At 74.4% G+C, this 26,709-nt stretch carries 23 protein-coding genes; 11 read left to right on the forward strand and 12 right to left on the reverse strand.

Annotation, left to right across the window (positions count from 1 at the left end; genetic code table 11):
* Positions 1 to 23 precede the first annotated feature (23 nt).
* Together IEY96_RS00135 and pruA are read right to left on the reverse strand one after the other, a co-directional pair.
* On the reverse strand, positions 24 to 539 hold the full coding sequence (locus IEY96_RS00135) for a PadR family transcriptional regulator (RefSeq protein ID WP_091313480.1): 516 nt from the start codon (positions 537 to 539) through the stop codon (positions 24 to 26).
* A 176-nt stretch (positions 540 to 715) separates the two neighbouring features.
* Positions 716 to 2,344, reverse strand: a complete 1,629-nt coding sequence (gene pruA, locus IEY96_RS00140; protein WP_189192757.1) for an L-glutamate gamma-semialdehyde dehydrogenase — start codon at positions 2,342 to 2,344, stop codon at positions 716 to 718.
* Positions 2,345 to 2,740: 396 nt separating this feature from the next.
* Here pruA and IEY96_RS00145 point away from each other — a divergent pair, with 396 nt between their 5' ends.
* On the forward strand, positions 2,741 to 3,751 hold the full coding sequence (locus tag IEY96_RS00145) for a hypothetical protein (protein ID WP_189192758.1): 1,011 nt from the start codon (positions 2,741 to 2,743) through the stop codon (positions 3,749 to 3,751).
* Between the two features lie 15 nt (positions 3,752 to 3,766).
* Here IEY96_RS00145 and IEY96_RS00150 read toward each other — a convergent pair whose 3' ends face one another.
* Positions 3,767 to 4,276 carry a DUF6912 family protein gene (locus IEY96_RS00150; protein WP_189192759.1) on the reverse strand — a complete coding sequence of 170 codons (510 nt, stop codon included), beginning with the start codon at positions 4,274 to 4,276 and terminating at the stop codon, positions 3,767 to 3,769.
* Between the two features lie 207 nt (positions 4,277 to 4,483).
* On the opposite strand from IEY96_RS00150, the gene IEY96_RS00155 reads away from it, so the two are divergent.
* Positions 4,484 to 4,711 carry a helix-turn-helix domain-containing protein gene (locus IEY96_RS00155; protein WP_189192760.1) on the forward strand — a complete coding sequence of 76 codons (228 nt, stop codon included), beginning with the start codon at positions 4,484 to 4,486 and terminating at the stop codon, positions 4,709 to 4,711.
* Between the two features lie 102 nt (positions 4,712 to 4,813).
* A complete protein-coding gene (locus tag IEY96_RS00160; protein WP_189192761.1) occupies positions 4,814 to 5,527 on the forward strand; it encodes an Rv3235 family protein in 714 nt (237 codons plus the stop codon).
* 233 nt (positions 5,528 to 5,760) lie between these two features.
* Here IEY96_RS00160 and secA read toward each other — a convergent pair whose 3' ends face one another.
* Entirely contained in the window at positions 5,761 to 8,667 is a 2,907-nt protein-coding gene (gene secA, locus IEY96_RS00165) for a preprotein translocase subunit SecA (protein WP_189192762.1), read from the reverse strand.
* A gap of 160 nt (positions 8,668 to 8,827) precedes the next feature.
* On the opposite strand from secA, the gene IEY96_RS00170 reads away from it, so the two are divergent.
* Positions 8,828 to 9,994: a GNAT family N-acetyltransferase gene (locus tag IEY96_RS00170; RefSeq protein WP_229791323.1), complete on the forward strand. Its 1,167-nt coding sequence runs from the start codon at positions 8,828 to 8,830 to the stop codon at positions 9,992 to 9,994.
* Positions 9,991 to 11,097, forward strand: coding sequence for a GNAT family N-acetyltransferase (locus tag IEY96_RS00175; protein ID WP_189192764.1), 1,107 nt, complete (start codon positions 9,991 to 9,993; stop codon positions 11,095 to 11,097). The genes IEY96_RS00170 and IEY96_RS00175 overlap by 4 nt, the downstream gene beginning before the upstream one ends.
* A 67-nt stretch (positions 11,098 to 11,164) precedes the next feature.
* Here IEY96_RS00175 and hpf read toward each other — a convergent pair whose 3' ends face one another.
* The 5 genes from hpf to mtrA form a co-directional block, all read right to left on the reverse strand.
* Complete coding sequence (gene hpf, locus IEY96_RS00180) at positions 11,165 to 11,809, reverse strand: ribosome hibernation-promoting factor, HPF/YfiA family (protein ID WP_189192765.1); 645 nt, start codon at positions 11,807 to 11,809, stop codon at positions 11,165 to 11,167.
* Between the two features lie 249 nt (positions 11,810 to 12,058).
* Entirely contained in the window at positions 12,059 to 12,754 is a 696-nt protein-coding gene (locus IEY96_RS00185) for a ComF family protein (RefSeq protein WP_189192766.1), read from the reverse strand.
* A 9-nt stretch (positions 12,755 to 12,763) separates the two neighbouring features.
* Positions 12,764 to 14,560, reverse strand: a complete 1,797-nt coding sequence (locus IEY96_RS00190; RefSeq protein ID WP_189193560.1) for an LpqB family beta-propeller domain-containing protein — start codon at positions 14,558 to 14,560, stop codon at positions 12,764 to 12,766.
* A 17-nt stretch (positions 14,561 to 14,577) separates the two neighbouring features.
* A complete protein-coding gene (gene mtrB / locus IEY96_RS00195) occupies positions 14,578 to 16,329 on the reverse strand; it encodes an MtrAB system histidine kinase MtrB (RefSeq protein ID WP_229791324.1) in 1,752 nt (583 codons plus the stop codon).
* A gap of 16 nt (positions 16,330 to 16,345) precedes the next feature.
* Positions 16,346 to 17,035: an MtrAB system response regulator MtrA gene (gene mtrA, locus IEY96_RS00200; RefSeq protein WP_046564340.1), complete on the reverse strand. Its 690-nt coding sequence runs from the start codon at positions 17,033 to 17,035 to the stop codon at positions 16,346 to 16,348.
* Positions 17,036 to 17,246: 211 nt separating this feature from the next.
* On the opposite strand from mtrA, the gene IEY96_RS00205 reads away from it, so the two are divergent.
* From IEY96_RS00205 to IEY96_RS00225, 5 genes are read left to right on the forward strand one after another with little or no spacing between them, the layout of a single operon-like run.
* Complete coding sequence (locus IEY96_RS00205) at positions 17,247 to 18,086, forward strand: hypothetical protein (protein WP_189192768.1); 840 nt, start codon at positions 17,247 to 17,249, stop codon at positions 18,084 to 18,086.
* Complete coding sequence (locus IEY96_RS00210; protein ID WP_189192769.1) at positions 18,083 to 18,721, forward strand: DUF4129 domain-containing protein; 639 nt, start codon at positions 18,083 to 18,085, stop codon at positions 18,719 to 18,721. The genes IEY96_RS00205 and IEY96_RS00210 overlap by 4 nt, the downstream gene beginning before the upstream one ends.
* Positions 18,718 to 20,010, forward strand: coding sequence for a DUF4350 domain-containing protein (locus IEY96_RS00215; protein WP_189192770.1), 1,293 nt, complete (start codon positions 18,718 to 18,720; stop codon positions 20,008 to 20,010). The genes IEY96_RS00210 and IEY96_RS00215 overlap by 4 nt, the downstream gene beginning before the upstream one ends.
* An 11-nt stretch (positions 20,011 to 20,021) precedes the next feature.
* Positions 20,022 to 20,996: an AAA family ATPase gene (locus IEY96_RS00220; RefSeq protein WP_107079912.1), complete on the forward strand. Its 975-nt coding sequence runs from the start codon at positions 20,022 to 20,024 to the stop codon at positions 20,994 to 20,996.
* A complete protein-coding gene (locus IEY96_RS00225; protein WP_189192771.1) occupies positions 20,993 to 22,303 on the forward strand; it encodes a DUF58 domain-containing protein in 1,311 nt (436 codons plus the stop codon). Before IEY96_RS00220 ends, IEY96_RS00225 begins: the two co-directional genes overlap by 4 nt.
* On the opposite strand, the gene IEY96_RS00230 is transcribed toward IEY96_RS00225, so the two are convergent.
* Positions 22,281 to 23,234 carry a stage II sporulation protein M gene (locus IEY96_RS00230; RefSeq protein WP_189192772.1) on the reverse strand — a complete coding sequence of 318 codons (954 nt, stop codon included), beginning with the start codon at positions 23,232 to 23,234 and terminating at the stop codon, positions 22,281 to 22,283. The two genes, IEY96_RS00225 and IEY96_RS00230, sit on opposite strands and share 23 nt — an antisense overlap.
* Positions 23,235 to 23,275: 41 nt before the next feature.
* Here IEY96_RS00230 and IEY96_RS00235 point away from each other — a divergent pair, with 41 nt between their 5' ends.
* Positions 23,276 to 24,229, forward strand: coding sequence for an RDD family protein (locus IEY96_RS00235; protein ID WP_229791325.1), 954 nt, complete (start codon positions 23,276 to 23,278; stop codon positions 24,227 to 24,229).
* Between the two features lie 5 nt (positions 24,230 to 24,234).
* Here the strand turns inward: IEY96_RS00235 and efeB are convergent, their stop codons facing one another.
* Both efeB and efeO read right to left on the reverse strand, forming a co-directional pair.
* Positions 24,235 to 25,536, reverse strand: coding sequence for an iron uptake transporter deferrochelatase/peroxidase subunit (gene efeB / locus IEY96_RS00240; protein ID WP_229791326.1), 1,302 nt, complete (start codon positions 25,534 to 25,536; stop codon positions 24,235 to 24,237).
* 23 nt (positions 25,537 to 25,559) lie between these two features.
* On the reverse strand, positions 25,560 to 26,690 hold the full coding sequence (gene efeO, locus IEY96_RS00245; RefSeq protein ID WP_189192774.1) for an iron uptake system protein EfeO: 1,131 nt from the start codon (positions 26,688 to 26,690) through the stop codon (positions 25,560 to 25,562).
* Positions 26,691 to 26,709 lie beyond the last annotated feature (19 nt).

Here is a 26,709-nt window from a genome sequence, read left to right on the forward strand (position 1 = left end):
GCTGGCCGGTCCGGCGCAGGTGGTCAGCCGACCGGGGCGCTCTTGAGCCAGGACAGCGCGGCCCGGTGGTAGGCGACGGCGAACTCGAGCGCGCTGGCGTCGTAGTTGTCGCCCTCCTTCTTGGCGTTCTTGACCTGCTCACGCACCGCCGCCAGGGCCTCGGTGTGGTACTCGTTCGCCGAGGCGTACAGGTTCTTGAGCTGGCTCGCCGAGTGCAGGTTGCCGAAGGCGATCCGTAGCGCGATCGGGTTACGGATGGTGTCCCGCCCGGGGTTCTCCGCCAGCCAGCGGGAGAATGTCCGTTTCCCGGCCGCCGTGATCGCGTACGGCTGGCTCAACCGCGGCCCGGGCTTGCCGAGCCGCACGAGACCCTTCTCGGCCAGGACGGGAAGCTCCCGGTAGACCTGGCTGCGGGTCATCGACCAGTACGGCGCCAGCCGGCGCTCGGCGGCGGCCATCAGTTGGCCGCCTGTCATCGGGCCGTCGTGCAGCAGCCCCAGCAGGGCCGCCGCCGTCGGGTTGACTCCGGATTCCGCCATGCCCTCTAAGCTGCCACTTTGTCGGACCTGGCGTCCAGGATTTGCCGTTTTAGCCACCCGTTGGCTGGTCCGATGTGCACTGTCGGCGGACGACAGTCCGCCGGGGACCTCCGGGGCCTCCCCCGGCCGGCCGGTCGCCGGTGACGCTGGGTGCGTCACCGGCGACCCTGCGCAGGTCAGCCCATGTGCGAGTAGCCGTGGTCGGTCGGCGGGACGAAGGTCTCCTTGATCGTCCGCGGCGACATCCAGCGGACCAGGTTGTGCCAGGAGCCCGCCTTGTCGTTGGTGCCGCTGGCCCGGGCGCCGCCGAACGGCTGCTGCCCGACCACCGCGCCGGTCGGCTTGTCGTTGATGTAGAAGTTGCCGGCCGCGTACCGCATCTTCTCCGCCACCTGGTCGACCACCCGGCGGTCGGTCGCGAAGATCGACCCGGTCAGCGCGTACGGCGCGATCGACTCGGCCTGGTGGACCGCCTCGTCGAAGCGGGCGTCGTCGAAGACGTGCACGCCGAGGATCGGGCCGAAGTATTCCGTGGTGAAGGTCTCGTGCGCGGCGTCCGAGCACTCGAAGAGGGTCGGCCGGACGAAGTAGCCGACCGAGTCGTCGGCGGTGCCGCCGGCCAGGACCGTGCAGCTCTCGTCACCGTTGATCAGCTCCAGCGCGGCGGTGTGCCGGCTGAACGCCTTGTCGTCGATCACGGCGCCGCCGAAGTTGCTGAAGTCGGTGACGTCGCCGTAGGTGAGCGACTCGGCGGTGGCGGCCAGCCGGTCGCGCAGCCCGCCCTCCCAGATCGACCGGGGGATGTACGCCCGCGAGGCGGCCGAGCACTTCTGGCCCTGGTACTCGTAGGCGCCCCGGATCAGCGCGGTGTGCAGGGCGTCCACGTCGGCGCTGGTGTGCGCCACCACGAAGTCCTTGCCGCCGGTCTCGCCGACCAGCCGCGGGTAGCCCCGGTAGCGGGCGATGTTGTCGCCGACGGTCTTCCACAGGTGCTGGAAGACCTTGGTGGACCCGGTGAAGTGGATGCCGGCCAGATCGGGGTCGGCGAGCACGACGTCGGAGACCTCCTCGCCGCGCCCCGTGACCATGTTGATCACGCCGGGCGGCAGGCCGGCCGCCTCGAACAGCCGCATGGTGAAGTGGGCCGCGAACTGCTGGGTCGGGCCCGGCTTCCAGACCACGGTGTTGCCGAGCAGGGCCGGCGCCGAGGGCAGGTTGCCGGCGATCGCGGTGAAGTTGAACGGGGTGACCGCGTAGACGAAGCCCTCCAGGGGCCGGTGGTCGAAGCGGTTCCACACGCCCGGCGAGGACATCGGCTGCTCGGCCAGGAGCTTGCGGGCGAAGTAGACGTTGAACCGGAGGAAGTCGATCAGCTCGCAGGCCGAGTCGATCTCCGCCTGGACCACTGTCTTGGACTGGCCGAGCATGGTGGCCCCGTTGAGGGTGTCCCGCCAGGGCCCGGAGAGCAGGTCGGCGGCGCGCAGGAAGATCGCGGCACGCTCCTCGAACGGCAGCGCCCGCCACATCGGCGCGGCGTCCTTGGCGGCCTTCACGGCGGCGCGGGCGTCGTCGTGGGTGGCGTGGGCGGTCACACCGAGCACGTGGGCGTGCCGGTGCGGCTGGACCACGTCGATCGGGTCGCCGGCGGCCATCCGCTGCTCGCCGGCGATGGTCATCGGCAGGTCGATCCGCTCGGCGGCCAGGTCGGCCAGCCGCCGCTGGAGCCGCGCCCGCTCGGCGCTGCCGGGCTCGTAGGTGTGGACCGGCTCGTTGCGCGGCTCGGGTACGGAGAACACGGCGTCCATCACAGGCTCCTGTGCGATCTCGACGGCGGTGGCGAAATCGGACCCGCGGGCGCCGGCCGGGCGGCCGGGTGCCGGGCACCACGCGGCGGACCGGTCGCGGCGGCGGGACCTCGGCCAATTCTTCCATGCGAGGGGCCCGGCCCCACCCCCACCGCCCCTGTTCGGGCCGCCTTCGTCGGCGCACCCGGACGCACCACCGCACACCGGACCGTAGGCGACAAGCCACCCGCCCCCGACGAATCCTCGGCCTGCCCCCGCCCTTCACCTGCGATCCATCACCGCACGCTCCCGCCGGCCCGCCGGGTCGGAAGGGGGACCGGGAGGGCCGCGTACGCTGGATGACCGGTGACCTGCCCGGCCGTCGCGGCCGATCCGGCGTCCGTCGAGAGGGAGACGATGAGCAAGCAGCCCGGCAGCTCCACGGCCGCGGATCCGGACCAGCCCGCCACCGAGCCGGCCGTCGGCTCCCCCTCGGACGAGACCACCGAGCCCGCGCCCCCCGGGGGCCGCCTCGCGCACGCGCCCGGCGCCCTGGTGGTGGCCGTGCTCTCGCTCGGCTGGCTGGCCGCCATGCTCTGGTCCACCCGGGCGGCGATCACCTCGGCCGCGGCCGGGGTCACCGCGATCAGCCTCTCCGCGTACGCCCTGCCCGGCGTGATCACCGCCGCGCTCGTGGCCGGCGCCGCGGTCGCCCTGGCGGCGACCAACCGGCTGGGCCGGGCCACCCTGCGCTTCCTCGCCGCCGTCGGCGCCGGCCTGCTGGTCGGGCTCGCCGCCGCCGTGGCGGTCAACCTGACGTACGCCGACAACGCGACCACCAACACCATCGCCGGCACCACGGTCGCGGCGGCGATCATCGGCGGGGCGATGGCCGGCGCGCGCAACGCCCGGGTGGTCGGCGGGCTGGCCGCCGCCACGCTCGCCGCGCAGGTCTTCGTGGTGCTGTTCAGCCGCGCCCGGGACCCGCTCTCCGACCTGTTCGGCGCCGGGGACAGCCAGGAGTCGATGCTCGACGCCGCCAAGTGGGTGTCCCGGACGGAGTCCCTCCTCGCCGGGCTGATCGCCGGCCTGGTGGCCTACCTCTACCTGGCGTGGGCCCGCCGCCGCGCCGAGCGGCGGGACGGCGTGGTCACTGAGCTGCGCTGGCCGGGGTACCTGGTGGCCGGGGCCGGCGCCGGCCTGCTCCTGCTGCTCACCGAGGTGATCATCCGGGTCGGCGGGCGCGGGCTGCTCGACCTGGCCGCCGCGCTCAGCGAGGCGGACCAGGTGGCGCAGACGGCGCTGGGCACCTCGCGGGTGGACAACGGCATCTGGGTGCTCTTCGTGGGCGCGCTCACCGCGCTCATCCTGTTCGGCCGCACCCTCGGCCCGCGCGCCGTGGAGGACGAGGACGAGTCCGACTCCTGAGCCGCCGCGCGGGCGTCAGGATGCCTCGCGCAGCAGCAGGTCCAGCTCGGTCACGTCGTACCACTCCAGCTCGTGGTCCTCGGCCCCGTCGACGGTGAACTGGGCGTCCGGGTCGCCGGCCTGCGCCTCCGCCACCACCTCGGCGGCGGCGGCCACGTCCTCGACGGCATCCGCGCCGTCCACGTGGATCGCGGCGACGGACTTCACCGGCACCGGCCCGGAGAGGCGCACCACGCTGGACCCCAGCTCGCCGCCGGTCCGGCCGACCGCGCCCGCCGGCAGGTCCGCCGAGACGACGACCCGGCGCCGGGGCGCGCCCGGATCGGCCCGGAGCAGCAGCAGCGCCTCCTGGGCGGCACGGGTGAAGGCGACGTACTCCAACTCCTCCTCGTCGCCCTCGGCGTACCACTCCCGCAGCTCCGGGGTGACCGCGTGCGCCTCCCCGCCGGCCAGGCCCTCCTCGCGCAGCCGGGCCAGCATCGGGACGGTCGCCGGCACGTACACCCGGACAAGCTCGTCGGTCACCGGTCTCTCCCGCCGTCAGGCCCCGGCCGGCGGACGCCGGCTCCGGGCGCCGATCATGCCGTACGCCGTGACCGTCATACACCCCGCACCGGCCAGGACGAAGCTCCGGGCCGGTGTGTCCCCCGGCGGGATTCGCCGTGGCGGGCCTGGGGCGATCGCCCTCCTGATGGCAAACTGAGGCAAACGAAACCAACCCCGGGAGTCGTCGTGGAGCCGAGGTTCCTGCTGCTGTCCGACGTGGCCGCCGAGCTGAACGTCTCGGACTCGCAGGTCTACCACATGGTGCGCAGCGGCGAGCTGCCCGCCATCAAGATCGGCGGCCGGGGGCAGTGGCGGGTCGAACGCGCCCGCCTGGAGGAGTACATCGAGCGCAAGTACGCCGAGACCGCCGAGTGGGTACGCGGCAATCCGCTCACCGAGCGCGACGCGGAGTGACCCCACGGTGGCGCACGGGCATTGACGATCGGCGTTGCCCTGCCCGAGAATGACAAGCTGTCGGAGGCAAACGAAGGCAAACGCAATGAACAGGGGTTGAGGATGGTCGACACCCGCCGCCCACTGGCACCGCGTCCCCCGGTCCGGCTCCGGCCCGCCCCGCCCCTCGATCCGCCCTGCACCGACCGGGATCCGGCCTGGGGCAACGCGTGGGACGACGGCTGGGGCGACGCCTGGGGCAATGCCGACCAGCTCGCGCTCGACCTGTTCGATCCACGCCGGGACACCGACCGGCCCGCCGGCCGCGCCGCCGACAGCCCGACCCGCCGTGCCGGTCGCGTCGGTGAACGAGCCGCCGGGCGGCCTTCCGGTCCGGCCGGCGACCGCTCAGCCGGTAGGGCGGCGGAGGTCCGCCCGGTGCCGGCCGGGCCAGGGCACTCGGCCGGGCCGCCGCCCGCCGCCCTGGTGACCGCGACGCCCGAGGCGGCCCGGGCGGCGCACCGGTTCGTCCGCACCTTCCTGGAGATCGTCAACGGCTACCGCCCACCCGGGCAGCTCCGGCCGCTCTGCCTTCCCGAGGCCGCCGCCCGGGTGTCCGCCGAGTTGACCCGCGCCGCCCGCCGGGTCGGTCCGGTGCGCCGCCGCACCGCCCGGCCGGTCCTCCAGCTCCGGCGGCTGCGGGTCAGCGAGCCCCGTGCGGGCGCGGTCGAGGCCGCGGCCGTGCTCGCCGGAGCCGGGGGCGTGAGCTGGGCGATCGCCCTGCGCCTCGAACACCGCCGCGGCACCTGGCTCTGCACCGTCCTCGACGTCCTCTGACCGACCCGGATCGACCCCCGCTCGGCGAACCCGGCGCCAAGTCCACCGCTTGATCAACTCCAGCTCGGCGAGGTGGCGGCATCCCGACCCCTCCAACACCGCCATCTCGGCGATCTGGAGTCGATCACCGACGTTGGGGTGCCAGCTGCGAGATCGCCGGGGAGTGGGCCGGGTGGGACGGGGACGGGCCCCGGCCGGATGGCCGGGGCCCGTCGGGCCGTGCAGGGTGGCGGTCAGTTGCCGCCGTTGGGGGCGCCGTGGCAGCGCTTGTACTTGCGGCCGGAGCCGCACGGGCAGGGCGCGTTGCGGGACGGACCCTCGCCGGCACCGTCGACCTGGCCGGGGGCGGCCCGCCGGGCGGTGCTCGCCGCGACCGCCTGGCCGCTCATCCCGGCCGTCGACCGGCGCGGGGTGGTGGCGGCGGGACGCTCCGACGTCTCCGGGCGGCCGATGCCGAGCGCCGGCGCCTGCTCCTCGGCGCGCTCGATCACCGGGGCGCCGCGGCCGGCCTCGCCGTCGACGGCGGGCGCCGAGTATTGCAGGCCCTGCTGCTGCGGCGCGCGGTTGAGACCCTTGGCCCGGATCTCCACCGGCTTCTCCAGCAGCTGGACCTCCTCGGCCTCCGGCGCGGGCTCCTCGACCTGGACCTCCAGGTTGTAGAGGAAGCCGACCGTCTCCTCCTTGATGCCGTCCATCATGGTGGCGAACATGTCGAAGCCCTCGCGCTGGTACTCGATGACCGGGTCGCGCTGGGCGTACGCCCGGAGGCTGATGCCCTCCTGGAGGTAGTCCATCTCGTAGAGGTGCTCGCGCCACTTGCGGTCGATCACCTGGAGCAGGACCATCCGCTCGAGCTGGCGGACCGCCTCCTCACCGAGCGTCTCCTCGCGCCGGTCGTACGCGGCGTGCGCGTCCTCCTTGAGGCGGGCGAGCAGGAAGTCCTGGTCGAGGCCGGCCCGGGAGCCCACCTCCTCCTCCAGCTCGTCGATGGTGATGCCCACCGGGTAGAGCTGCTTGAGGTTGGACCAGAGCTGGTCGAGATCCCAGTCCTCGGCGTAGCCGTCGCTCGTGGCCCCCACCACGTACGCACCGACCACGTCGTCGATCATGTTCCGGACCTGCTCGGAGAGGTCCTCGCCGTTGAGCACCCGGAGGCGCTCGGCGTAGATCACCTGACGCTGCTTGTTGAGCACCTCGTCGTACTTGAGGACGTTCTTGCGGATCTCGGCGTTCTGGCCCTCGATCTGGGCCTGCGCGCTCTTGATCTGGCGGGTGACCATCTTCGACTCGATGGGCACGTCCTCGGGGATGTTGAAGCGTTCCATCACGGCCTCGACGGCACCGGCCCGGAAGCGCTTCATCAGGTCGTCCTGCAGGGACAGGTAGAAGCGGGACTCGCCGGGGTCACCCTGCCGGCCGGCGCGACCGCGCAGCTGGTTGTCGATCCGGCGGGACTCGTGCCGCTCGGTGCCCAGCACGTAGAGGCCACCGGCGGCGGCGACCTCCTCCGCCTCGACGTCGCAGGCCTGCTTCCACTTCGGCAGGATCTCCTCCATCGCCTTGGCGTACTCCTCCGGCTGCTCGACCGGGTCGAGGCCGCGCTGGCGGAGTTCGTTGGCGGCGAGGAACTCGGGGTTGCCGCCGAGCAGGATGTCCGTGCCACGCCCGGCCATGTTGGTGGCGACGGTGACCGCGCCCTTGCGCCCGGCCTGGGCGACGATCTCCGCCTCCTTGGCGTGGAACTTCGCGTTCAGCACGGAGTGCGGGATGCCCCGGCGGCGCAGCATGTGGGAGAGGATCTCGGAGTTCTCCACCGAGACCGTGCCGACGAGCACCGGCTGGCCCTGATCGTGCCGCTCGGCGATGTCCTCGACCACGGCGTTGAACTTGGCCTTCTCGGTCTTGTAGATGACGTCCGCCCGGTCGAGGCGGACCATCGGCCGGTGCGTCGGGATGGTCACGACGCCGACCTTGTAGACCTTGTTGAACTCGCTCGCCTCGGTCTGGGCGGTGCCGGTCATGCCGGAGAGCTTCTCGTAGAGGCGGAAGTAGTTCTGGAGGGTGATGGTGGCCAGGGTCTGGTTCTCCTGCTTGATCTCCACCCCCTCCTTGGCCTCGATCGCCTGGTGCATGCCCTCGTTGTAGCGGCGACCGTGCAGGATGCGGCCGGTGAACTCGTCGACGATGAGGACCTCGCCGTCGCTGACGATGTAGTCCTTGTCGCGCTTGTAGAGTTCCTTGGCCTTGATCGCGTTGTTCATGTAGCCCACGAGCGGGGTGTTGACCGACTCGTAGAGGTTGTCGATGCCGAGCCGGTCCTCGATCTTGGCGACACCGCGCTCGGTGATGGCGATCGTGCGCTTGGCGTGGTCGACCTCGTAGTCGCCCTCACCGTCGGTGCCGGGCTGGAGGCGGGCCACCACGGAGGCGAACTCCTGGTACCAGCGGGCGGAGTGCTCGGCCGGGCCGGAGATGATCAGCGGGGTGCGGGCCTCGTCGATGAGGATCGAGTCGACCTCGTCGACCACCGCGAAGAAGTGGCCGCGCTGGACCAGCTCATCCCGCGACCAGGCCATGTTGTCGCGCAGGTAGTCGAAGCCGAACTCGTTGTTGGTGCCGTAGGTGATGTCGCACTCGTAGGCCGCCCGGTGCTCGCTGGCCGGCCGGTTGGGCAGCACCACGCCGACGGTGAGGCCCAGGAACTCGTGCACCCGGCCCATCCAGGCGGCATCGCGCTCGGCCAGGTAGTCGTTCACCGTGACCACGTGCACGCCCTTGCCGGCGAGCGCGTTCAGGTAGACCGGCATGACCGAGGTCAGGGTCTTGCCCTCACCGGTCTTCATCTCGGCGATGTTGCCGAAGTGCAGCGCCGCGCCGCCCATCACCTGGACGTCGTAGGGGCGCTGGCCGAGCACGCGGGAGGCGGCCTCCCGGCACACCGCGAACGCCTCGGGCAGCAGGTCGTCGAGGGTCTCCCCGTCGGCGAGCCGCTCCTTGAACTGGTCGGTCATGTCCCGCAGCTCGTCGTCGGTGAGGTTGACGTAGTCGTCCTCGATCGAGTTGACGGCGGCCGCGATGGCCTTGAGCCGACGCACCATGCGGCCCGCGCCAGCGCTAAGGACCTTTTCCAGAATCGACACGGATCAACGCTCCCCTAGACAGTCTCGAACCATCGTAGGCGCTCCGGCGCGGCGATGGTCACTGGTGGCGGCGGTCCGGAGCCGCGAACCCGACATAACGCCGAACGGGCGCGCTGACCGGCGGGAATCGGGTTACGCCGTACGCGAACGATCCGGCACGATGGCTCGGGTGGAGCCTGTGGAGATCATCGAGGACGGCCTGCTGCTGCGAGCCTGGCGGGCCGAGGACGCCGACGCGGTGTACCGCGCCTGCCAGGATCCGGACATCCAGCGCTGGACCACCGTACCTCGCCCGTACCTGCCCGAACACGCTCTGGGATTCGTGACCACGATCAGCGGCACGGCCTGGGCGGAGGGCGGTGGGGCGCCGTTCGCGGTCTGCGACGCGGAGACCGGTGAGCTGCTCGCCTCCTGCGGCCTGGTCGCCATCGACCGGAGCCTCGACTCCGCCGAGATCGGCTACTGGACCGCGCCCTGGGCCCGCGGCCGCGGCGTGGCGGTCCGGGCCACCCGGGCGGTCGCCCGCTGGGCGTTCGACGCGCTGAAGCTGCGCCGGTTGATCTGGCAGGCCGAGGTCGGCAACCACGCCTCCCGGCTGGTCGCGCTCCGGGCCGGCTTCCGGGTCGAGGGCGAGCTGCGGCTGGCCCACCCGGCGGTCGACGGCCGCCCGGAGGGCTGGATCGGCTCCCTCCTCCCGGCCGAGCTGGCCGCGCCCGGCGAGCCCGCCCCGTACGGCCCGGACACCCTCCAGGCCCGCCGGGCGGCGGTCTTCGGCCGGCCCCAACCGGTCCTGTTCGCCACCGCCGGCGCCACCGAGCTGCGGCTGCGCCCGCTGGAGGAGCGCGACATCGACGCGCTCGTGACCACCTGCCGCGACGAGGAGACCATCCGCTGGACCACGGTGCCGCACCCCTACCAGCGGGAGCACGCCGAGGGCTTCCTGCGGGACATCGCGCAGGCGGCCTGGGCCCGGGGCACCGGCGCCTCCTACGCCGTCGCCGACGCCGACGACCGGTACGTCGCCTCGATCGACCTGCGGATCTCCCCCGGCGCGCCGCTCGTCGCCGACGTGGGCTTCATGACCGCGCCGCACGCCCGGGGCCGGGGCTACCTGCCCGCCGCGCTCGCCGCGCTCTGCGCCTGGGGCTTCACCACGCTGGGGCTGGCCCGGATCGAATGGCGGGCCAACGTCGGCAACACCGCCTCCCGCCGGGCCGCCGAGAAGGCCGGCTTCACCGTCGAGGGCACCCTCCGCGGCGGCGTCCAGCACCGCGGCGAACGGCAGGACGTCTGGATCGGTGGGCTGCTCCCGCAGGACCTGCAATGACACCGGAGACCATCGAGGCGTACGGGGTGCGGCTGCGGCTGGATCGGCTCACCGACGTGTCGGACACGGCCGCCGCCTGCGCCGACCCGGTCACCCAGCGGTTCCTGCCCGGCCTGCCGGACCCGTACACCGAGGAGAGCGCCCGGTGGTGGATCACCGAGGGCGCGCCGGCGGCCTGGGCCACCGGCGGCGCGGCGTACGCGATCGCCGACCCGGCCACCGACCGGCTGCTCGGCGCGGCCGGCCTCAGCCACCCGGTGGCGGAACGCGGGCAGGCGGAGATCGGCTACTGGGTCGCGCCGTGGGCGCGACGCCGGGGCGTGGCCACGGCGGCCGTCCGCGCCCTGGCCGAGGCCGCCTTCGCCGCCGGCACCGTCCGGCTCGAACTGCTCGCCCACGAGGAGAACACGGCCAGCCAGCGGGTGGCGCTGGCCGCCGGGTTCCGGCACGAGGGGGTACGCCGGTCGGCCGGCCGGAGTCGGGACGGTCGGCACGACCTGGCCGTCTGGGTACGCCTCGCCGACGACCCGCCCGGGCCGACCGCCCGGCTGCTGCCGGACCTGCCCGAGGGCCGGCTCACCGACGGCGTGGTGACGCTGCGCCGGGTCGCACCGGCGGACGCCGACGCGCTGTACCGGCTGCACGCACGGCCGGAGGTGGTGGCGAACCGGGTACCGCCGGTGCCGCCGACCCGAGCCTCGATCGAGCGGCGCTGCCGGCTGGCGGAAAGCCGTTGGCTGGCTGGCCAGTCCGCCGACCTGGCGATCCTCGACGCGGCGACCGGCACGGTGGCCGGCGGCTGCGCCCTGATGTACGACGAGCCGGCCACCGGCCAGGCCATGCTCGGCTACAGCATGCTGCCGGAGGCGCGCGGCCGCGGGCTGGCCACCCGGGCGGTCGGTCTCGTCGCCGCCTGGGCGTTCGACATCGGGCTGGCCCGGCTCTGGGCCGGCACCCGGCCCGAGAACGTCGCCTCGCAGCGGGTGCTGACCAAGACCGGCTTCCAGCGGGAAGGGCTGCTGCGCGGCCGGCTCCCCGGCCCGGACGGGACCCGGGTCGACTCGCTGATCTTCGGGCTGCTGCCCGGCGACCGCACCACCTGACGGCGGAAGCCGTGGTGGTCGCCCACCACGGCTTCCGGCCGGTCGTGTCCTGCGGGGTGGTCAGGGGTCAGGTGTCGAGCGAGATGATCCCGTAGTCGTAGGCGTGCCGGCGGTAGACCACGCTCGGGCGGCCCGACTCCTTGTCCTGGAACAGGTAGAAGTCGTGGCCGACCAGTTCCATCTGGAACAGCGCGTCGTCGACCGTCATCGGCTCGGCGGGGTGCACCTTCGCCCGCGCGATGTGCCACGGCTGGTCGTCGTGCTCCTCATAGCCGCCCTCGTCGGGCCGTTCCGCGACGGCGGTGGCCGTCCCGTGCCCGTTCAGGGTCGCCAGCCCAGGCCCGTCGAGGTCGGCCACCGGCAGGTCGGCGGTGGCGGCGGCGACGGAGAGCGGCGCGTGCCGGCCGCGGTGCACCCGGCGGCGGTCGGCCGCCCGGCGGAAGCGGGTGTCCAGCTTGGCGATGGCGGCATCCAGCGCGCTGTAGAAGTCATTCGTGCAGGCCTCGGCCCGGATCACCGGGCCGCGCGTCACGCAGGTGATTTCCACCCGCTGGCAGTGATCGGCCTGGCGCGGATTGCGCTCGTGGAACAACTCGACGTCCACGCGAATGAGCTTGTGGTCGTAGCGTTCGATCTTTGCGAGTTTCTCGGCTACGTGCACCCGGTAATGGTCCGGCACTTCGACGTTACGGCCCTTGACCACGATGTCCACGTGACCTCCCTTGTTCGGACGGTCGTTCGGTCCGGATCTTCCGGTCGACGCACCCAGGGAGAACCCCGTTCGGCGTCGACCGATGGTGTACGGCTACGCCTCCTTCCAGTGCCGGGGAAGGTTTGAGACCTCCTACCCCCGACACGAAAACGCTAACTCCTGTTCGGCCACCAGTCACCCCCAGTTGCCAGGAGAGGCCGCGAAATTTAACAGCTCATACACCATGGGGTGAAACGGAAACACGAAGCGTCACTGATGGTGCCGTTTTTGCGTTGCGGCGAGCACGGCCGCGCCCTTTGGCGTCATTCCCGCGTCGCGCAGAACACGGCTCACCGCCGCCAGCGTGGCCCCCGTGGTGACGATGTCGTCGAGCAGCACCACGGACCCGTCCGCCCGGCCGGCCCGGCGCAGGCGGAACGCCGCCTCGGCCGCCGCGGCGCGGCCGGCGCTGTCCAGCGCCACCGAGTCCGGCCGGGGCAGCGCGCGCAGCGGGCGGAGCACGCGTACCGGCCAGCCGGCCGCGCGCAGCCGGGCCGCCGCGTGGCGGGTCAGCCGGTCCAGGTGGTCGCCGTAGCGGGCCCGGGCCGCCCGCGCGGTGTCCGGCACCGCCACCAGGGTCACCGGACGCCGCTCGCCGACCGCCGCGGCGACCACCTCGGCCAGCAGCGCGCCCAGCGGCCGGGCCAGCCCGTGCCGGCCCCGCTCCTTGTACGCCAGCAGCCCGTTGCGCAGCGCGCCCGCGTACGGCCCGAGGGCGACGCAGGGCGGCAGGCCGGGCGGGGCCGGATCGGGGCGGGTCGGCGCGGGGGCCAGTGCCTCCAGGTCACCCACGCAGCGCGGGCAGAAGCCCTGGCGCAGGCCGGGTACGCGCTCCCCGCAGCCGGCACACCCGGCCGGCAGCACCAGATCGGTCAGGTCCGACCAGAGTCCGCCCAGGTCCCGCACCGGCGCCTCTCAGTAGAAGAAGAACGGGGCGCTCGGGTCGGACGGCTTCGCGTCCGCCGCCACGTCCCGCACCTGGGCCCGCTCGATCTTGCCGATCGGGTTGTTCCGGTAGGCCGCGGTGGCCTGGTACATGTACGACAGGGAGGGCAACGGTCCGACCGCGCCGCCCGGGAAGGCGGCCAGGTGGGACACCGTCGCGCCGGTGTCCCGGTTGAGCGCGTACTCCCCGGCCCCGTCGACCGTGGTCTGGTAGATGGCCGGCAGCCGGCCGTCGCTCCCGGCGAAGACCAGCTGGTTCTCCGCGTACCAGTCGACCGCGGTCAGCCTGGTGAGCCGGGTGGTCAGCGGTCGCGGCGCGCCCACGCTGACCTCCCCGCCGTCGACGGTGACCGGCGCGACGTAGAGCGCGCCACCGATGATCAACGCGATCCGGTGCCCGTCGAGCGAGGCCGCCACCGCGGTGACCGAGCCGGAGACGGGGACCTGGCCGGGAATGGCGACCCGGCTCATCCCCGCGTCACCGTCGAACTGGTAGAGCGTGCCGTCGGCCACCACCAGGCCGGACGGGTGCCGCACGTCGGCGGAACGCAGCCAGATCGGGCGGCCGATCGAGCGGTAGGCGTGGGAGCTGCCGTTGAACACGTTCACCGGGTTCGGGCCGGTACCGACCAGCAGCCGCTGCTGCTGGCCCGACCGGGTCACCAGCGCCGCCAGCACCTGGTCGCCGGACCGGCTGAGCGCGGCCGACACCACGTTCCGGTTGGCGTCGCCCTCGACCGGCACCGCGCCGACCGGCTCGCTGGCGATGGCGAGCGGGTGGATCGCCCCGTCGTAGACGCAGAACCGCTCCGGGGCGCGCAGCGTCGGGTACACGGGATGGTCGGCCCGCTCCTGCCGCAGGTCGACCGTACGCCGCTTCTGGTTCTGGATCTTGAGGTCGAGCTGCCCCGACAGCTCCGGCAGCGACCACGCGAGCTGCGTGGCGAGCTTGGCCAGCCGGTCATCGCTGGCCGCCGGCATGGTCAGGTTGACCTCCCACCGGTCGTCGGAGCGGGTGGCGTTGTTGATCGGCGCCGTGCCGTCGGGCACCTTCGTCACCCCGGGGGCGAGCCATTCGGAGGGGCCGCCGGTCAGCCACCGCACGACCTCGGTGACCCGCCGCTCGACCGGCACCGCGTTGGGCAGGTACCGCCAGTCGGGCACCAGGCGGTTCTGGTCGGAGTTCCAGAAGTAGATGGTGTGCGTGCCGTAGTACTGGCGCAGCGCCTCGTCGCTGAGCAGCAGCACGTTGGGCAGATCGGTGATCACCAACCCCTGGCTGCCGGAATCGGCGGGACGGAGCTGGAACACGTACTCGGTCTCCCGGGCCGCGGGCGCGTCCAGGGTGCCGTCGGCGCGCAACACCCCGACCTGCTGCACCCGGACCTTGACCTGCCAGAGGCCCTGGTTGGTCAGCAGCCGGCTCTCCGGGGACTCCAGCAGCCGGACCACGGTCAGCTCGACCTCGCTGCTCTGCTTCTTCCGCAGCCGGCCCTGGGCCTCGTTCGCGATGAACTGCTTGACCCGGTCGTACGCCTGCTCCCGCTCACCGGCCGCCGCCGCGAGGTAGTCGCGGATGAACTCCTTGGGGTCCTCGGTGGCGCTGCGGGTCGGCGGTTGACTGCCGCTGCCGTTCAGCGAACCGGACTCGCCGGCCGGCCCCCGGCCGTCGACCTGGACCTCGGTCTGGTCCGGGATGCCGCACCCGGCCAGCCCGACGGGCAGCAGCGCGCCGGCCAGCAGCACGGTCACCAGCCGGCGCCGCAACGGCTCACTCCTCGCGCTCACGGTGCCACCTCGGCCCGGTCCGTACCCTCGGCCGGACCGACGGCCAGCGCCCCGGCGCCGGTGCCCGGCCCGATGGCGAGCAGGCCGCCGTCGCGCGGGCCGCCGAACGGCAGGGTGGCGTCGGCCGGCACGAGCCGCAGCGGCGAGGTGGTCAGTCGGTCGCCGGCCCGGACCGGCAGGGTCAGCCGGAACTGGGCGCCCTGCCCGGGCGCGCCCCACGCCTCCAGCCAGCCGCCGTGCAGCCGGGCGTCCTCCAGGCTGATCGACAGGCCCAGCCCGGTGCCGCCGGTCTGCCGCGCCCGGGACGGGTCGGCCCGCCAGAACCGGTTGAAGACCAGCTTCTCCTCACCCGGCTTGAGCCCGACGCCGTGGTCCCGCACGGTGATCGCCACCGCGCTCTGGTCCATGCCGAGGGTGATCCGCACGGGCTTGGCTTCGCCGTGCTCGACCGCGTTGCCGACCAGGTTGCGCAGCACCCGCTCGACCCGGCGCGGGTCCACCTCGGCGATCACCGGGCTGTCCGGCAGGTCCAGCTCGATGGCCACCCCGACCCGCTCGGCCAGCCCGGCCAGCCGCTCGGCCACCCGGTGCACCACCGGCACCAGGTCGGTCGGCTCGCTGTCGAGCATGGCGAAGCCGGCGTCGAAACGGCTGATCTCCAGCAGGTCGGTGAGGAGCTCCTCGAACCGGTCCAGCTCGGCCTGGAGCAGCTCGGCGCTGCGCGCCACGGCCGGGTCGAACTCGTCCCGCTCGGCGAAGATCAGGTCGGCGGCCATCCGGACCGTGGTCAGCGGGGTCCGCAGCTCGTGGGAGACGTCGGAGGTGAACCGGCGCTGCAGCCGGGACATCTCCTCCAGCCGGAGGATCTGCCGTTGCAGGTTGGTCGCCATCTGGTTGAACGAGGCCGCCAGCAGGGCCAGGTCGTCCTCGCCGTTGACCACCATCCGCTGGTCGAGCAGGCCGGCGGAGAGCCGCTGGGCGGTCCGGGCGGCCACCCGCACCGGGGTCACCACCAGGCGGGTGACCAGGGCGGCCAGCAGGCCGAGCAGCAGCACCAGGGCCGCGCCGGTGGCGACCACGGTGGCCCGGGCGTCCGCCGCCGTGGCGTCCTGCCGGGCCAGGGGTACGAGGTAGTAGAGCTCCACCTGCCCGAACCGGGTCGGCACCGGGGAGCCGTAGACGAGGTATTTGGTGCGCTGGCCGTCGAGCGTGCCGGTGCGGACCTGGTGGGCGACGTTCCCGGCCGCCACCGAGGCCCGCAGCTCCCGGCTGATCAAGGGACGCACCTGCACGTCGGGCGAGGTGCGCGACTCGATGTAGCCGGCGAAGTTGTCGGCCGTGATCGCCACCACCACGCCACTGGTCTGCGCCGGGTCACCGCCGGCCAGGTAGTTGACCGTGCCGTCGATGGTGTCCTGGAGCTGGGCCTCCTGCGGCTGGCTGTAGAGGTTGAACTGCTTCGAGGCGTAGTCGCTGCCGTTCTGCAGCCGCAGCAGGACGTCGGTCTCGGCGTTCTCCAGCAGGATGTTGGTGAGCTTGTCGGCGATCAGGTACGCGAACCCGCCCACCAGCAGGCTGGACGCCACCAGTGTGATGGAGACCACACGGACCTGGAGCGAGCGCCGCCAGGTCTGGTGGACGCCGGCGGCGAGCCGGGCCGTACGGCCGGCCAGGACACGCCACAGCGCCCGCGCGGCGGGGAGCCGGCGGGGCGCGGCGGTCGGCGAGTCGGGGGGCGGGGAGGTCACCACAGTGATGACCAGGCTATCCGGTGCCCGCCTTGTAGCCCACGCCTCGCACGGTGAGGATGATTTCGGGTCGCTCCGGATCCGGCTCGATCTTGGCGCGCAGCCGCTGCACGTGCACGTTGACCAGGCGGGTGTCGGCGGCGTGCCGGTAGCCCCAGACCTGCTCCAGCAGCACCTCCCGGGTGAAGACCTGGCGCGGCTTGCGGGCGAGCGCGACCAGCAGGTCGAACTCCAGCGGCGTCAGCTTCACCTCCTCGCCGTCCCGGCTGACCGTGTGCGCGGGCACGTCGATGGTGATCTGGTTGCCGGGCGGGCCGATGGTGAGCAGCTCCGGCGCCACGTCCTCGCCCCGGCGCAGCCGGGCCCGCATCCGGGCCACCAGCTCCTTGGGCTTGAACGGCTTGACCACGTAGTCGTCGGCCCCGGACTCCAGCCCGAGCACCACGTCGACCGTGTCGCTCTTGGCGGTCAGCATCACGATCGGCACGCCGGACTCGCCCCGGATGGCCCGGGCCACGTCGATGCCGCTCATGCCGGGCAGCATCAGGTCGAGCAGGACGATGTCGGGCCGACTGTCACGGAACGCGGCCAGTGCCCGTTCTCCGTCCGCGACGAAGGAGGGCACGAAGCCCTCGCTGCGCAGGACGATGCCGAGCATCTCGGCGAGTGCGGGGTCGTCGTCGACCACCAGTACCCGGGCTCTCATGGGGTTTATCGTTCCATCCCCGTTCGCTCGAAGGGTTCGCCGTCTTCACGGCACCGTAGCGCCGAGGGCGGTCCGGCACCACAGCTGACGGCGTGGCCGCCTGCGTGGCGCGCCGTGGCGGACGGGTCCACCGGACGCGGACGCGCCGTGCAACCATGATCCCTCGGGCGTGTCGCCGCCCGCCACCTCGACCCGCTCGCCAGGAGTACCCGTGCCCGACGTCGGCCCGACCGCGGTGCTCCCGCGTCGCCCGCTGACGGTCGGCGAGCTGCTCGACTCGGCCGTCCTGCTGCTGCGCAACCAGGCCCGGGTGCTCGTCCCGCTCGCCCTCCTGCTGGCCCTCGGCGAGCAGGCCCTGCTGCACCCGTTGCGGGTGCTGGCCGACGCCCGGCCGCCCGAGTGGTGGTTCGACCCGGACCGGCTCGGCTGGTACTGGCTCCTGCTCGCGCTCGGCGCCGGCACCGAGGCCATGATCATCGCGCTGCTCGGCAACCCGGCCGCCCGGGGCGCCGGGGCCGCTCTGCTGGGCCGCCGCACCGGGGCACGCGAGCTGCTGCACGGCGCCCGCTGGGGGGCCACCCTGCTGGCCGGGGCCGCGGTCGGGTCGACCGTCCTGCTCGCCGGGCTGGCCGGGCCGGCCTGGTTCGTCGCGTACGGGCTGCTCGGGGCCGTGGTGCCGGTGCTCGTGGTGGACCGGGTGGCGGCGTACCGGGCACCGGGGCGGGCGCTGCGGCTGGCGGTCCGGGTCGGCGGGCGGGCCGCCGCGATCCGGCTGCTCGGCTACCTGGGCTGGTGGCTGATCCGGCTCGGCATCGGGCTGGGCGTCTACCACGGCCTCGGCCTGCTGGGCCTCTTCGACGTCTCCGCCTGGGCGCTGCCGGTCGCCACCGTCGCCTGGGTGGCGGTCGACGCGGTCGCGTACCCGGCGCTGGCCTGCCTCGACGCCGTGCTGCACCTGGAGACCCGGATGCGCACGGAGGGGCTGGACATCCGGCTCTCCCGGGCGCCGGCCGGCACCCCGGAGCCCGTCCTGCTGGCGGTGCCGAGATGAGCCGGTGGTGGACCGAGGCGGTCGCCGCGCTGGGCGACGCAGTACCACTGCCGCTGGCCGCCCTGCTCCTGCTGGCCGGGGCGCTGCTGGTCGCGCTGGCCTGGTACTTCTTCCCGGCCTGGGTGCCCCGCCGGCTGCCCCGCGTCGGCCGGCCCCGGCTCCCTCGGCTCCGCCTGCCCCGGTTCCGGCTGCCCCGGCTGCGCCTGCCCCGACTGCGGCGGCCGAGGCTGCGGTTGCCCCGGCGGCGTCGCCGGGCCCGGCCGGACACGCCGGCGGTGCCGGTCCCCGCGCCCCGGTCGCCCGGGTCGGCGCCGGCCGCCCACGTCGGCCTCGCCGACCGGCTCGCCGCCGAGGGCCGGTACGCCGAGGCGGTCCGGGAACGGCTGCGCGAGATGGTCCGCCTCCTGGTGGCGCGGCAACTGGTGGAGCCCCGCCCCGGGCTGACCGTCACCGAGCTGACCGCGGCCGTCGGGCGGGTCCGGCCCGGCGTGCGGCCCACCCTGCACGCCGCCGGGACGATCTTCTCCGACCTCTGGTACGCCCAGCGTCCGGCCACCGCCGCCCACGACCACCGGATGCGTGACCTCGCCGCCGACCTGCGCCGCGAGCTGGCCGCCGAGGGGGACCACCGGTGACCGCCACCCTCGACCCGGTCCGTCCGGCGGCCCCGCCCGCGCCCCGCCGCCGGTGGCACCGGATGCTGGTCCCGCCCGGGCTGGCCGTGCTGCTGATCGTGACCACCCTGGTCCTGCACGCCGTGGACCAGCCCGACCCGACCGACCGGGGCTTCCTGTCCCCGGTCGCCACCGGCGACGACGGGGGCAGCCGGCTGGCCGAGGCGCTGCGCGAGCAGGGCGTGCCGATCCGCCGGGAGACCGATGTGCGGGAGGCCCTGCGGGCCGCCGGGCCCGGTCCGGTCACCCTCTTCGTGCCCGCCCCCGAGCTGGTGCACCCCCACACCCTGGCCGCCCTGACCGTGCTGCCCGGCGGCAGCCGGCTGGTGCTGGTCGAACCGTCCCGCCGGGTGCTGACCGGCCTGGCCCTGCCGCTGGAACCGACCGACCGCCGGTGGGCCACCCGGGCCGTGCCGCCGGACGCCGACGGGCCGTCGTGCCGGCTGCCCGAGGCGCTCCGCGCCGGCACCGCCGCCGTCGACCACCAGCGGTACGCCGGGCCGTCCCCCGCCGACCGGTGCTACGCCGGCGCGCTGCACCGGATCTCCTGGGGCGCCGAGGTGGTCGTGATCGGGGCCAGCGACCCGTTCCGCAACGACCGGATCGACGAGTGGGGCAACCGGAGCCTCGCCACCGGCCTGCTCGGCGCGAATCGCCCCCTGGTCTGGCTCGACCTGCCCGGCCCCGAGCCGGCCCCGACCGGGCCGAGCCTGTCGCCGACCCCGGACGGCGACGGGACCCCGCTGCCCCGGCGCAGCGGCGAGCGCGCGGACGACCGGGCGGACCCGCCGCCGAACTGGCACAACCCACTCTGGGACGCCTTCCCGCCCTGGTTCTGGGCGGTGCTGGCGCAGCTCGCCGTGGCCGGGCTGCTGCTGGTGCTCTGGCGGGCGCGCCGGCTCGGCCCGCCCGTGCCGGAGCCGCTGCCGGTGACCGTCCAGTCCGCCGAGACGGTGCTCGGCCGGGCCCGGCTCTACCGCCGGGCCGGCGCCCGGGACACCGCCGCCGCGACACTGCGCGCCGCCGCGCTCGACCGGCTGCTGCCCCGGCTCAACCTGCCCGCGGACACGCCGCCCGACGAGGTGGCCGCCCGGGTCGCCGCGCACGCCGGGGCCGACCCGGAGCGGGTGGCCGAGCTACTGCACGGCGCCGCCCCGGAGGACGACCGGGAGCTGCTGGAGCTGGCCCGCGAGCTGGACGCCCTGACCCGTACCCTGGCCCCCCACCCGACCGAAGGAGATCCCCGGTGACCGGACCCGTCATCGCCGCCGCGTCGCCCGCCGCCCAGCCCGACGCCCGCGCCGCCCTGCACCGGCTGCGAGCCGAGGTGGCGAAGGCCGTCGTCGGGCAGGACGCCGTGGTCACCGGCCTGGTCATCGCGCTGCTCTGCCGGGGGCACGTACTGCTGGAGGGCGTGCCCGGGGTGGCCAAGACCCTGCTGGTGCGGACCGTGGCCGGCGCGCTGGACCTGGAGTCCAAGCGGGTGCAGTTCACCCCCGACCTGATGCCCGGCGACGTCACCGGGTCGCTGATCTTCGACCCGCGCACCGCCGCCTTCACCTTCCGCGAGGGGCCGGTCTTCACCAACCTGCTCCTCGCCGACGAGATCAACCGCACCCCGCCGAAGACCCAGTCGGCGCTGCTGGAGGTCATGGAGGAGCGGCAGGTCTCCGTCGAGGGCGAGCGCCGCCCGCTGCCCGACCCGTTCATCGTGGCGGCCACCCAGAACCCCGTCGAGTACGAGGGCACCTACCCGCTGCCGGAGGCGCAGTTGGACCGGTTCCTGCTCAAGCTGACCGTGCCGCTGCCGGAGCGGGACGAGGAGCTGGGGGTGCTCCGGGCGCACCACGCCGGCTTCGACCCGCGCGACCTGCGCGCCGCCGGCGTACGCCCGGTGGCCACCGCGGCCGACCTGGCCGCCGCCCGGGCGGCGGTGCGCGCGGTGCACGTGGCCGAACCGGTGCTCGGCTACATCGTGGACCTGTGCCGGGCCACCCGGGTCGCCCCGGCGCTGGAGCTGGGCGCCTCGCCCCGGGGCGCCACCGCCCTGCTGAGCACCGCCAAGGCGTGGTCCTGGCTGGCCGGCCGGGACCACGTCACCCCGGACGACGTGAAGGCGGTCGCCCGGCCCACCCTGCGGCACCGGCTCCGGCTGCGCCCGGAGGTGGAGCTGGAGGGCGTGACCGTGGACGCCGTGCTGGACGCGGTGCTGGCCACCGTGCCGACGCCGCGATGACCTGGCGGGCGGGTCTGCTGCTCGCCGCGAGCGCGGCGACCCTGCCGGCCTGGCCGGCGCCGTTCCTCGGCGTCGCCGTGCTGACCGCGGCGGTGCTGCTGCTGGTCGCCCTCGACTGGACCCTCGCGGCGCCGCTGCACGGGATCACCGCCACCCGTGCCGGCGACCGGGCGGTCCGGCTCGGCGGCACCGCCACGGTCACCCTGCACCTGGCCAACGCCTCCGCCCGGACGCTGCGCGCCCAGGTACGCGACGCCTGGGTGCCGTCGGCCGGTGCGCGGCCCGACGTCCCCACCGGGCGGGTGCTCACCGTCGGGCCGGGCGGCACGGCCGCCCTGCCGGTCCGGCTCACCCCGGCCCGGCGCGGCGACCGGCCCGCGGTGGCGCTGACCGTACGCTCGCTCGGGCCGTTGCGGCTGGCGTTCCGGCAGCGCGCCGGCCACCCGGCCACGCCACCGTGGACGCTGCGCGTGCTGCCCCGCTTCGACTCCCGGCGGCACCTGCCGGAGAAGCTGGCCCGGTTGCGGATCATCGACGGCGTCCAGGTCACCCGCGGGCGGGGCCACGGAACCGAGTTCGACACCCTCCGCGAGTACGTGGTCGGCGACGACGTGCGCTCGATCGACTGGCGGGCCAGCGCCCGCCGCTCCGACGTGCTGGTGCGCACCTGGCGGCCGGAACGGGACCGACGGCTGGTCTGCGTGCTGGACACCGGCCGCACCTCGGCGGTCCGGCTCGGCGACGAGCCCCGGCTGGACACCGCGATCGATGCGGCGCTGCTGCTCACCGCGCTGGCCGCCCGGGCCGGCGACCGGGTCGACCTGCTCGCCGCCGACACCGCCGTCCGGGCCCGGGTGACCGGCAGCGGCCGGCCCGCGCTGCTCGCCCGGCTGGTGGACGCGGTCGCCCCGCTCCAGCCGGCGCTGGTGGAGACCGACTTCGAGCTGATCGCCGGGGAGGTGCTGCGCCGGGAACGGCAGCGCAGCCTCGTGGTGCTCTTCACCGCCCTGGAGGCGGGCGCGCTCGGCGAGGGGCTGCTGCCCGTGCTGCCCCGGCTGGCCGCCCGGCACCGGGTGGTGCTCGCGGCCACCCACGACCCGGTGCTGGCCGGGCTCACCACCGCCCCGCCGACCGGGCCCGACGACGCGTACGCCGCGGCTGCGGCCTGGCGGGCCCTGGCCGAGCGGGACCGGGTCCGGGCCGCGCTGTCCCGACACGGGGTGACCGTGGTGGACGCCCCGGCCGACCGGCTCGCCCCGGCGGTCGCCGACACCTACCTGCGGCTCAAGTCCCTCGGCCAGCTCTGACCGCCCGCCCGCCGAGGAGCAGCGCGTACGCCAGGAAGGCCAGCCAGACGGTGGCGCCGATCCCGACCCGGACGGCGACCGGCAGCGGCGCCGGGGTCACGAACGCCTCCAGCAGCGCGGAGACCGCGAAGAGGCCGACCAGGCCGGCGGCGACCACGATGGCCGAGCGGCCCGCCTCGGCGACGGCCCGGCCCCGGCTCAGGTGCGCCGGCGGGGCGATCCAGGCCCACGCGGTACGCAGCCCGACCCCGGCCGCGACGTAGATGCCGGTGAGTTCGAGCAGCCCGTGCGGGGTGATCATGCCGAAGAACACGTCGGCCCGGCCGTACGAGATCATCACGCCGCCCACCACGCCGATGTTGAGCGCGTTCTGCCAGAGCAGCCAGACCACCGGCACCACCAGCACCCCGGCGGCCAGGCACTGCGCGGCCAGCCAGGCGTTGTGCGTCCACAGGTGGAACGCGAAGGTGGGCGCCGTGAACTCGGTGTAGTAGCCGGCGAAGCCGGAGTCGACGAGTTGCCGGGCCGCCTCGGCGCCGATGAACGCGGCGGCGGTGTCCGGGTGGCCCGCGACGAACCAGATGAGGAAGGCGGTGAGCGCGCTGAACCCGGTGGCCACCGCGCACCACCAGGGCCAGGCCCGGTAGAGGGCGGCCGGCAGGTCGGCGAGGAGGAACCGGCCCACCGCCGCCCAGGAGGGCCGGGGGCGGCCGGTGATCCGGGCCCGGGCCGCGAGCACCAGGTGGGAGAGGCGGCCGACCAGGGCCGGTTCGGGGGCCCGGCTGCGCAGCGCGGAGAGGTGGGTGGCGGCGCGCTGGTAGAGGCCGACCAGCTCGTCCACCTCGGCCGCGTCCAGCTTCCGCCGGCCGGTCAACTGCTCCAGCCGCCGCCACTCGGCGCCGTGCTCGGCCACGTACGCGTCGAGATCCACTCGTCCTCCCCCGTCCGGCGCACATAGTGTTCACTGTCGGGGTGCGCGCGCAACCTCCCCCACCGGCCCGGTGGGCCGACGCCGGTCTGGTCAGCGGCGAGGCGGTGGAGCTGGACGTCCGGGCGGCCCGGCTGGGCTCCCGGGTGCTCGCCCTGCTGATCGACCTGGTGGCCCAGCTCGTGGTGGCGCTGCTGCTCGGCGCGGGGCTGTCGGTGCTGGTGGTCAGCCTGCCGCGCGACCTCATGGACGCCGCGCTGGCGGGCGCCCTGCAGCTCGTGGTGCTGGTGCTGGTGCTGGTCGGCTACCCGGTGCTCATGGAGCGCTTCGCGGGCGGCCGGACGCTGGGCAAGCTGGCCGTGGGGCTGCGGGTGGTCCGCGCCGACGGCGGCCCGGTCGGGGTCGGCCAGTCGCTGACCCGGGCGCTGGTGGGCGTGGCCGTGGAGTGGCCGGGGCTGGTGCTGCCGCTGCTGAGCTGGGCCGCGAGCGTGACGGTGATGCTGACCGACCCGCGCGGCCGGCGGCTCGGCGACCTCGTCGCCGGCACGCTGGTCGTGCACACCCGGGGCGCCGGGGTGTGGCGGCCGGTCCCGCCACCCGTGCCGCCGCTGCTCGGCTGGGCGGCCACCCTCGACCTGACCCGGGTGGACGACGGGTTGGCGCTGGCCGTCCGGCAGTACCTGGGCCGGTTGCACCAGCTCGCCGGGCCGGACCGGAGCCGGCTGGGCCGGGAGCTGTGGGCCGAGGTCGCGGCGGTCACCTCGCCGCCCCCGCCGTGGGCCGCGCCCGAGCCGGCGTACCTGGCCGCCGTGCTGGCCGAGCGGGGACGACGGGCCGCGTACCGGCTGGGCCGGGCCCGGGCGGTCACCGCCACCTTGTGGCCGGAGCTGGCGCCCGCGCCCGTGGCCGCGCCGGCCCCGACCGCGCTGCGGCCCGCCGTGCCGTCCCGGCCCGATCCGGTACGCGGACAGCCCACCTCGGTCGACGCGAGGCGCTGACCCGGTCAGGAGAAGAGCGCCCGGCCCCACCAGTCGCCGGCGTCGCGGACGCCGGGCGGGCAGGCGAACAGGCCGCTGGACATGTGCCGCAGGTATTCGTTCATGGCGTCGTTGCGGGCCAGCCGGGTCTGGATCGGCACGAACTGCTTGCGCGGGTCCCGCTGGTAGGCGATGAAGAAGAGCCCGGCGTCGAGCCGGCCCAGCCCGTCCGAGCCGTCCACGAAGTTGTAGCCGCGGCGCAGCAGGCGGGCGCCGTCGTTCTGGTCCGGGTGGGCGAGCCGGACGTGCGCGGTCTCGGCGATCACCAGCTCGCCGTCGTCGCCCTTGACGGCGAAGTCCGGCTCGTCGAACTCGGCGCGCTTGCCGAGCGGCGCGCCGCTGCCCTTGGTGCGGCCGACGATCATCTCCTGCTCGGCCAGCGGGCTGCGGTCCCAGGTCTCGATCAGCATCCGGATCTTCCGGGTGACCAGGTAGGAGCCGCCGGCCATCCAGGCCGGGCCGTCGCCGGGCTGGGCCCAGAGCTGCTCGCGGAGCAGGTCGGCGTCCTCGGCCTTGAGGTTGGCGGTGCCGTCCTTGAAGCCGAACAGGTTGCGCGGGGTGGCCTGCCCCCGCGACGTCGACGAGGTACGCCCGAAGCCGAGCTGGGACCAGCGGACGCTGACCACGCCCATGCCGATCCGGGCCAGGTTGCGGATGGCGTGCACCGCGACCTGCGGGTCGTTGGCGCACGCCTGGACGCAGATGTCGCCGCCGGACAGTTCCGGCTTGAGCGCGTCCCCGGCGAAGTGGGGCAGGTCGGCCAGGGCGGCGGGCCGCTTGTCGGCGATGCCGAACCGATCCCGGCCCTGGGCGTCGCGGAACAGCGTCGGGCCGAAGCCGACGGTGATGGTGAGCTGCGACGGGGGCAGCCCGAGCGCCTCGCCGGTGTCGTCCGGCGGGGCCTCCGGCACGCCGCCGACCGCGCCGATGAGCCCGGCGTCCTTGCCGGCGGTCATCCGGGCCGCGGCTGCGGTCCATTCCTGGAGCAGCGCGACCAGCCGGGCCCGGTCCTTGGTGATCACGTCGAACGCGACGAAGTGCAGCCGGTCCTGGGCCGGGGTGGTGATGCCGGCCTGGTGCTCGCCGTGGAACGGGACCGCGCCGGCGGCCGTCTCGGTGGCCGACGCCTGGTCGCCGCCGCCGAGCAGCGCGCCCGCGCCGACCGCCACCCCGGCGACACCGGCCACGCCGGCCCCGGCCAGGGTGATGGCCCGGCGCCGGGACACCCCGGTCCCGCGGGTCGTCTCGTCGGTGTTCGGCTCGCTCATCACGTCACCTCCGGATCCGGTCGTCATCGGGCGACGACCGCGGCAACCTTGCTGATCGGCTCGGCCAGGGCGTTGATGCTGTCCGAGAGTTCCTTGAGCTCGGTCTTGCTGAGCTGGGTGTGCAGCTTCCAGCCGTCACCGGCGCGGTGCTTGCCGAGCATGGCCTCGACGTTGGCGAACTCGGTGTCGAGCTGCTTGACGAGGTCGGGCGAGCGCTGCTCCAGGGCGGGGCGCAGCGCGGCGATGGCCGCCTTCGAGCCCTCCAGGTTGGCGTTGAAGTCCCAGAGGTCGGTGTGCGAGTACCGCTCCTCCTCGCCGGTGATCTTGCCGCTGGCGACCTCGTCGAGGAGCGCCTTGGCGCCGTTGGCGAGCTGGAGCGGGGTGAGCTTCTCGGCGTTGGCCTTGGCCACGATCGCCTTGACGTCGACGAGGAGCTGGTCGGCGATGGCGCCGTCCTTGCTGACGTCGCCGGTGGTCCACAGGTCCTTCTCGATCCGGTGGAAGCCGGTGAACGGCATGCCCTCCTCGACGACCTCCTCACGGCCGTCGATCTTCGGGTCGAGGTCGCCGAAGCTCTCCGCGACCGGCTCGATCCGCTCCCAGTAGGTGCGGGCCACCGGGTACAGGTCCTTGGCCCGGGCCACGTCGTTGGCCTTGACCGCGGCCACGAACTCCTCGGTCTTGGTGAGCAGCGCGGCGGTCTGGCTCTGCACGTAGCGCTGGTAGCTGGCGGTGGCCTGGCCGAGCGCGGCGTCGGGCGCGACGGTCGCGGCGGTGCCGCTGACCTTCAGGGCGCCCCGGATGCCGCGGCCGCTCATGCCGGGCTTGCAGGCGGTCTCGTACGTGCCGGCGGGCAGTTCGACGCGGAGCTCGCGGCTCAGGCCGGGGGCGATGTTCTCCACCTCGCCCATGACCCGGTCGCCAGCGGCGTAGACGTAGAACTCGTTGACCTTGGACCCGGAGTTGGTCACCTTGAAGGTCACCTGCCCGGCCACGATCTCGGTGGCGCCGACCTCGCAGGCGCTGTCGGTGGCCTTGACGGCGATCGGGCCGTCGGCCTTGGCGTCGGAGTCGTCACCGCCCCCGCAACCGGCGAGCCCGGCGACGGCGAGCACCCCGGCAGCGGCGGGCACGACGAATCGAGTGGTACGCATCGGTGGTGTCTCCTCGGAA

This window comes from Micromonospora fulviviridis (assembly GCF_014648395.1).
Lineage (GTDB): Bacteria > Actinomycetota > Actinomycetes > Mycobacteriales > Micromonosporaceae > Micromonospora > Micromonospora fulviviridis.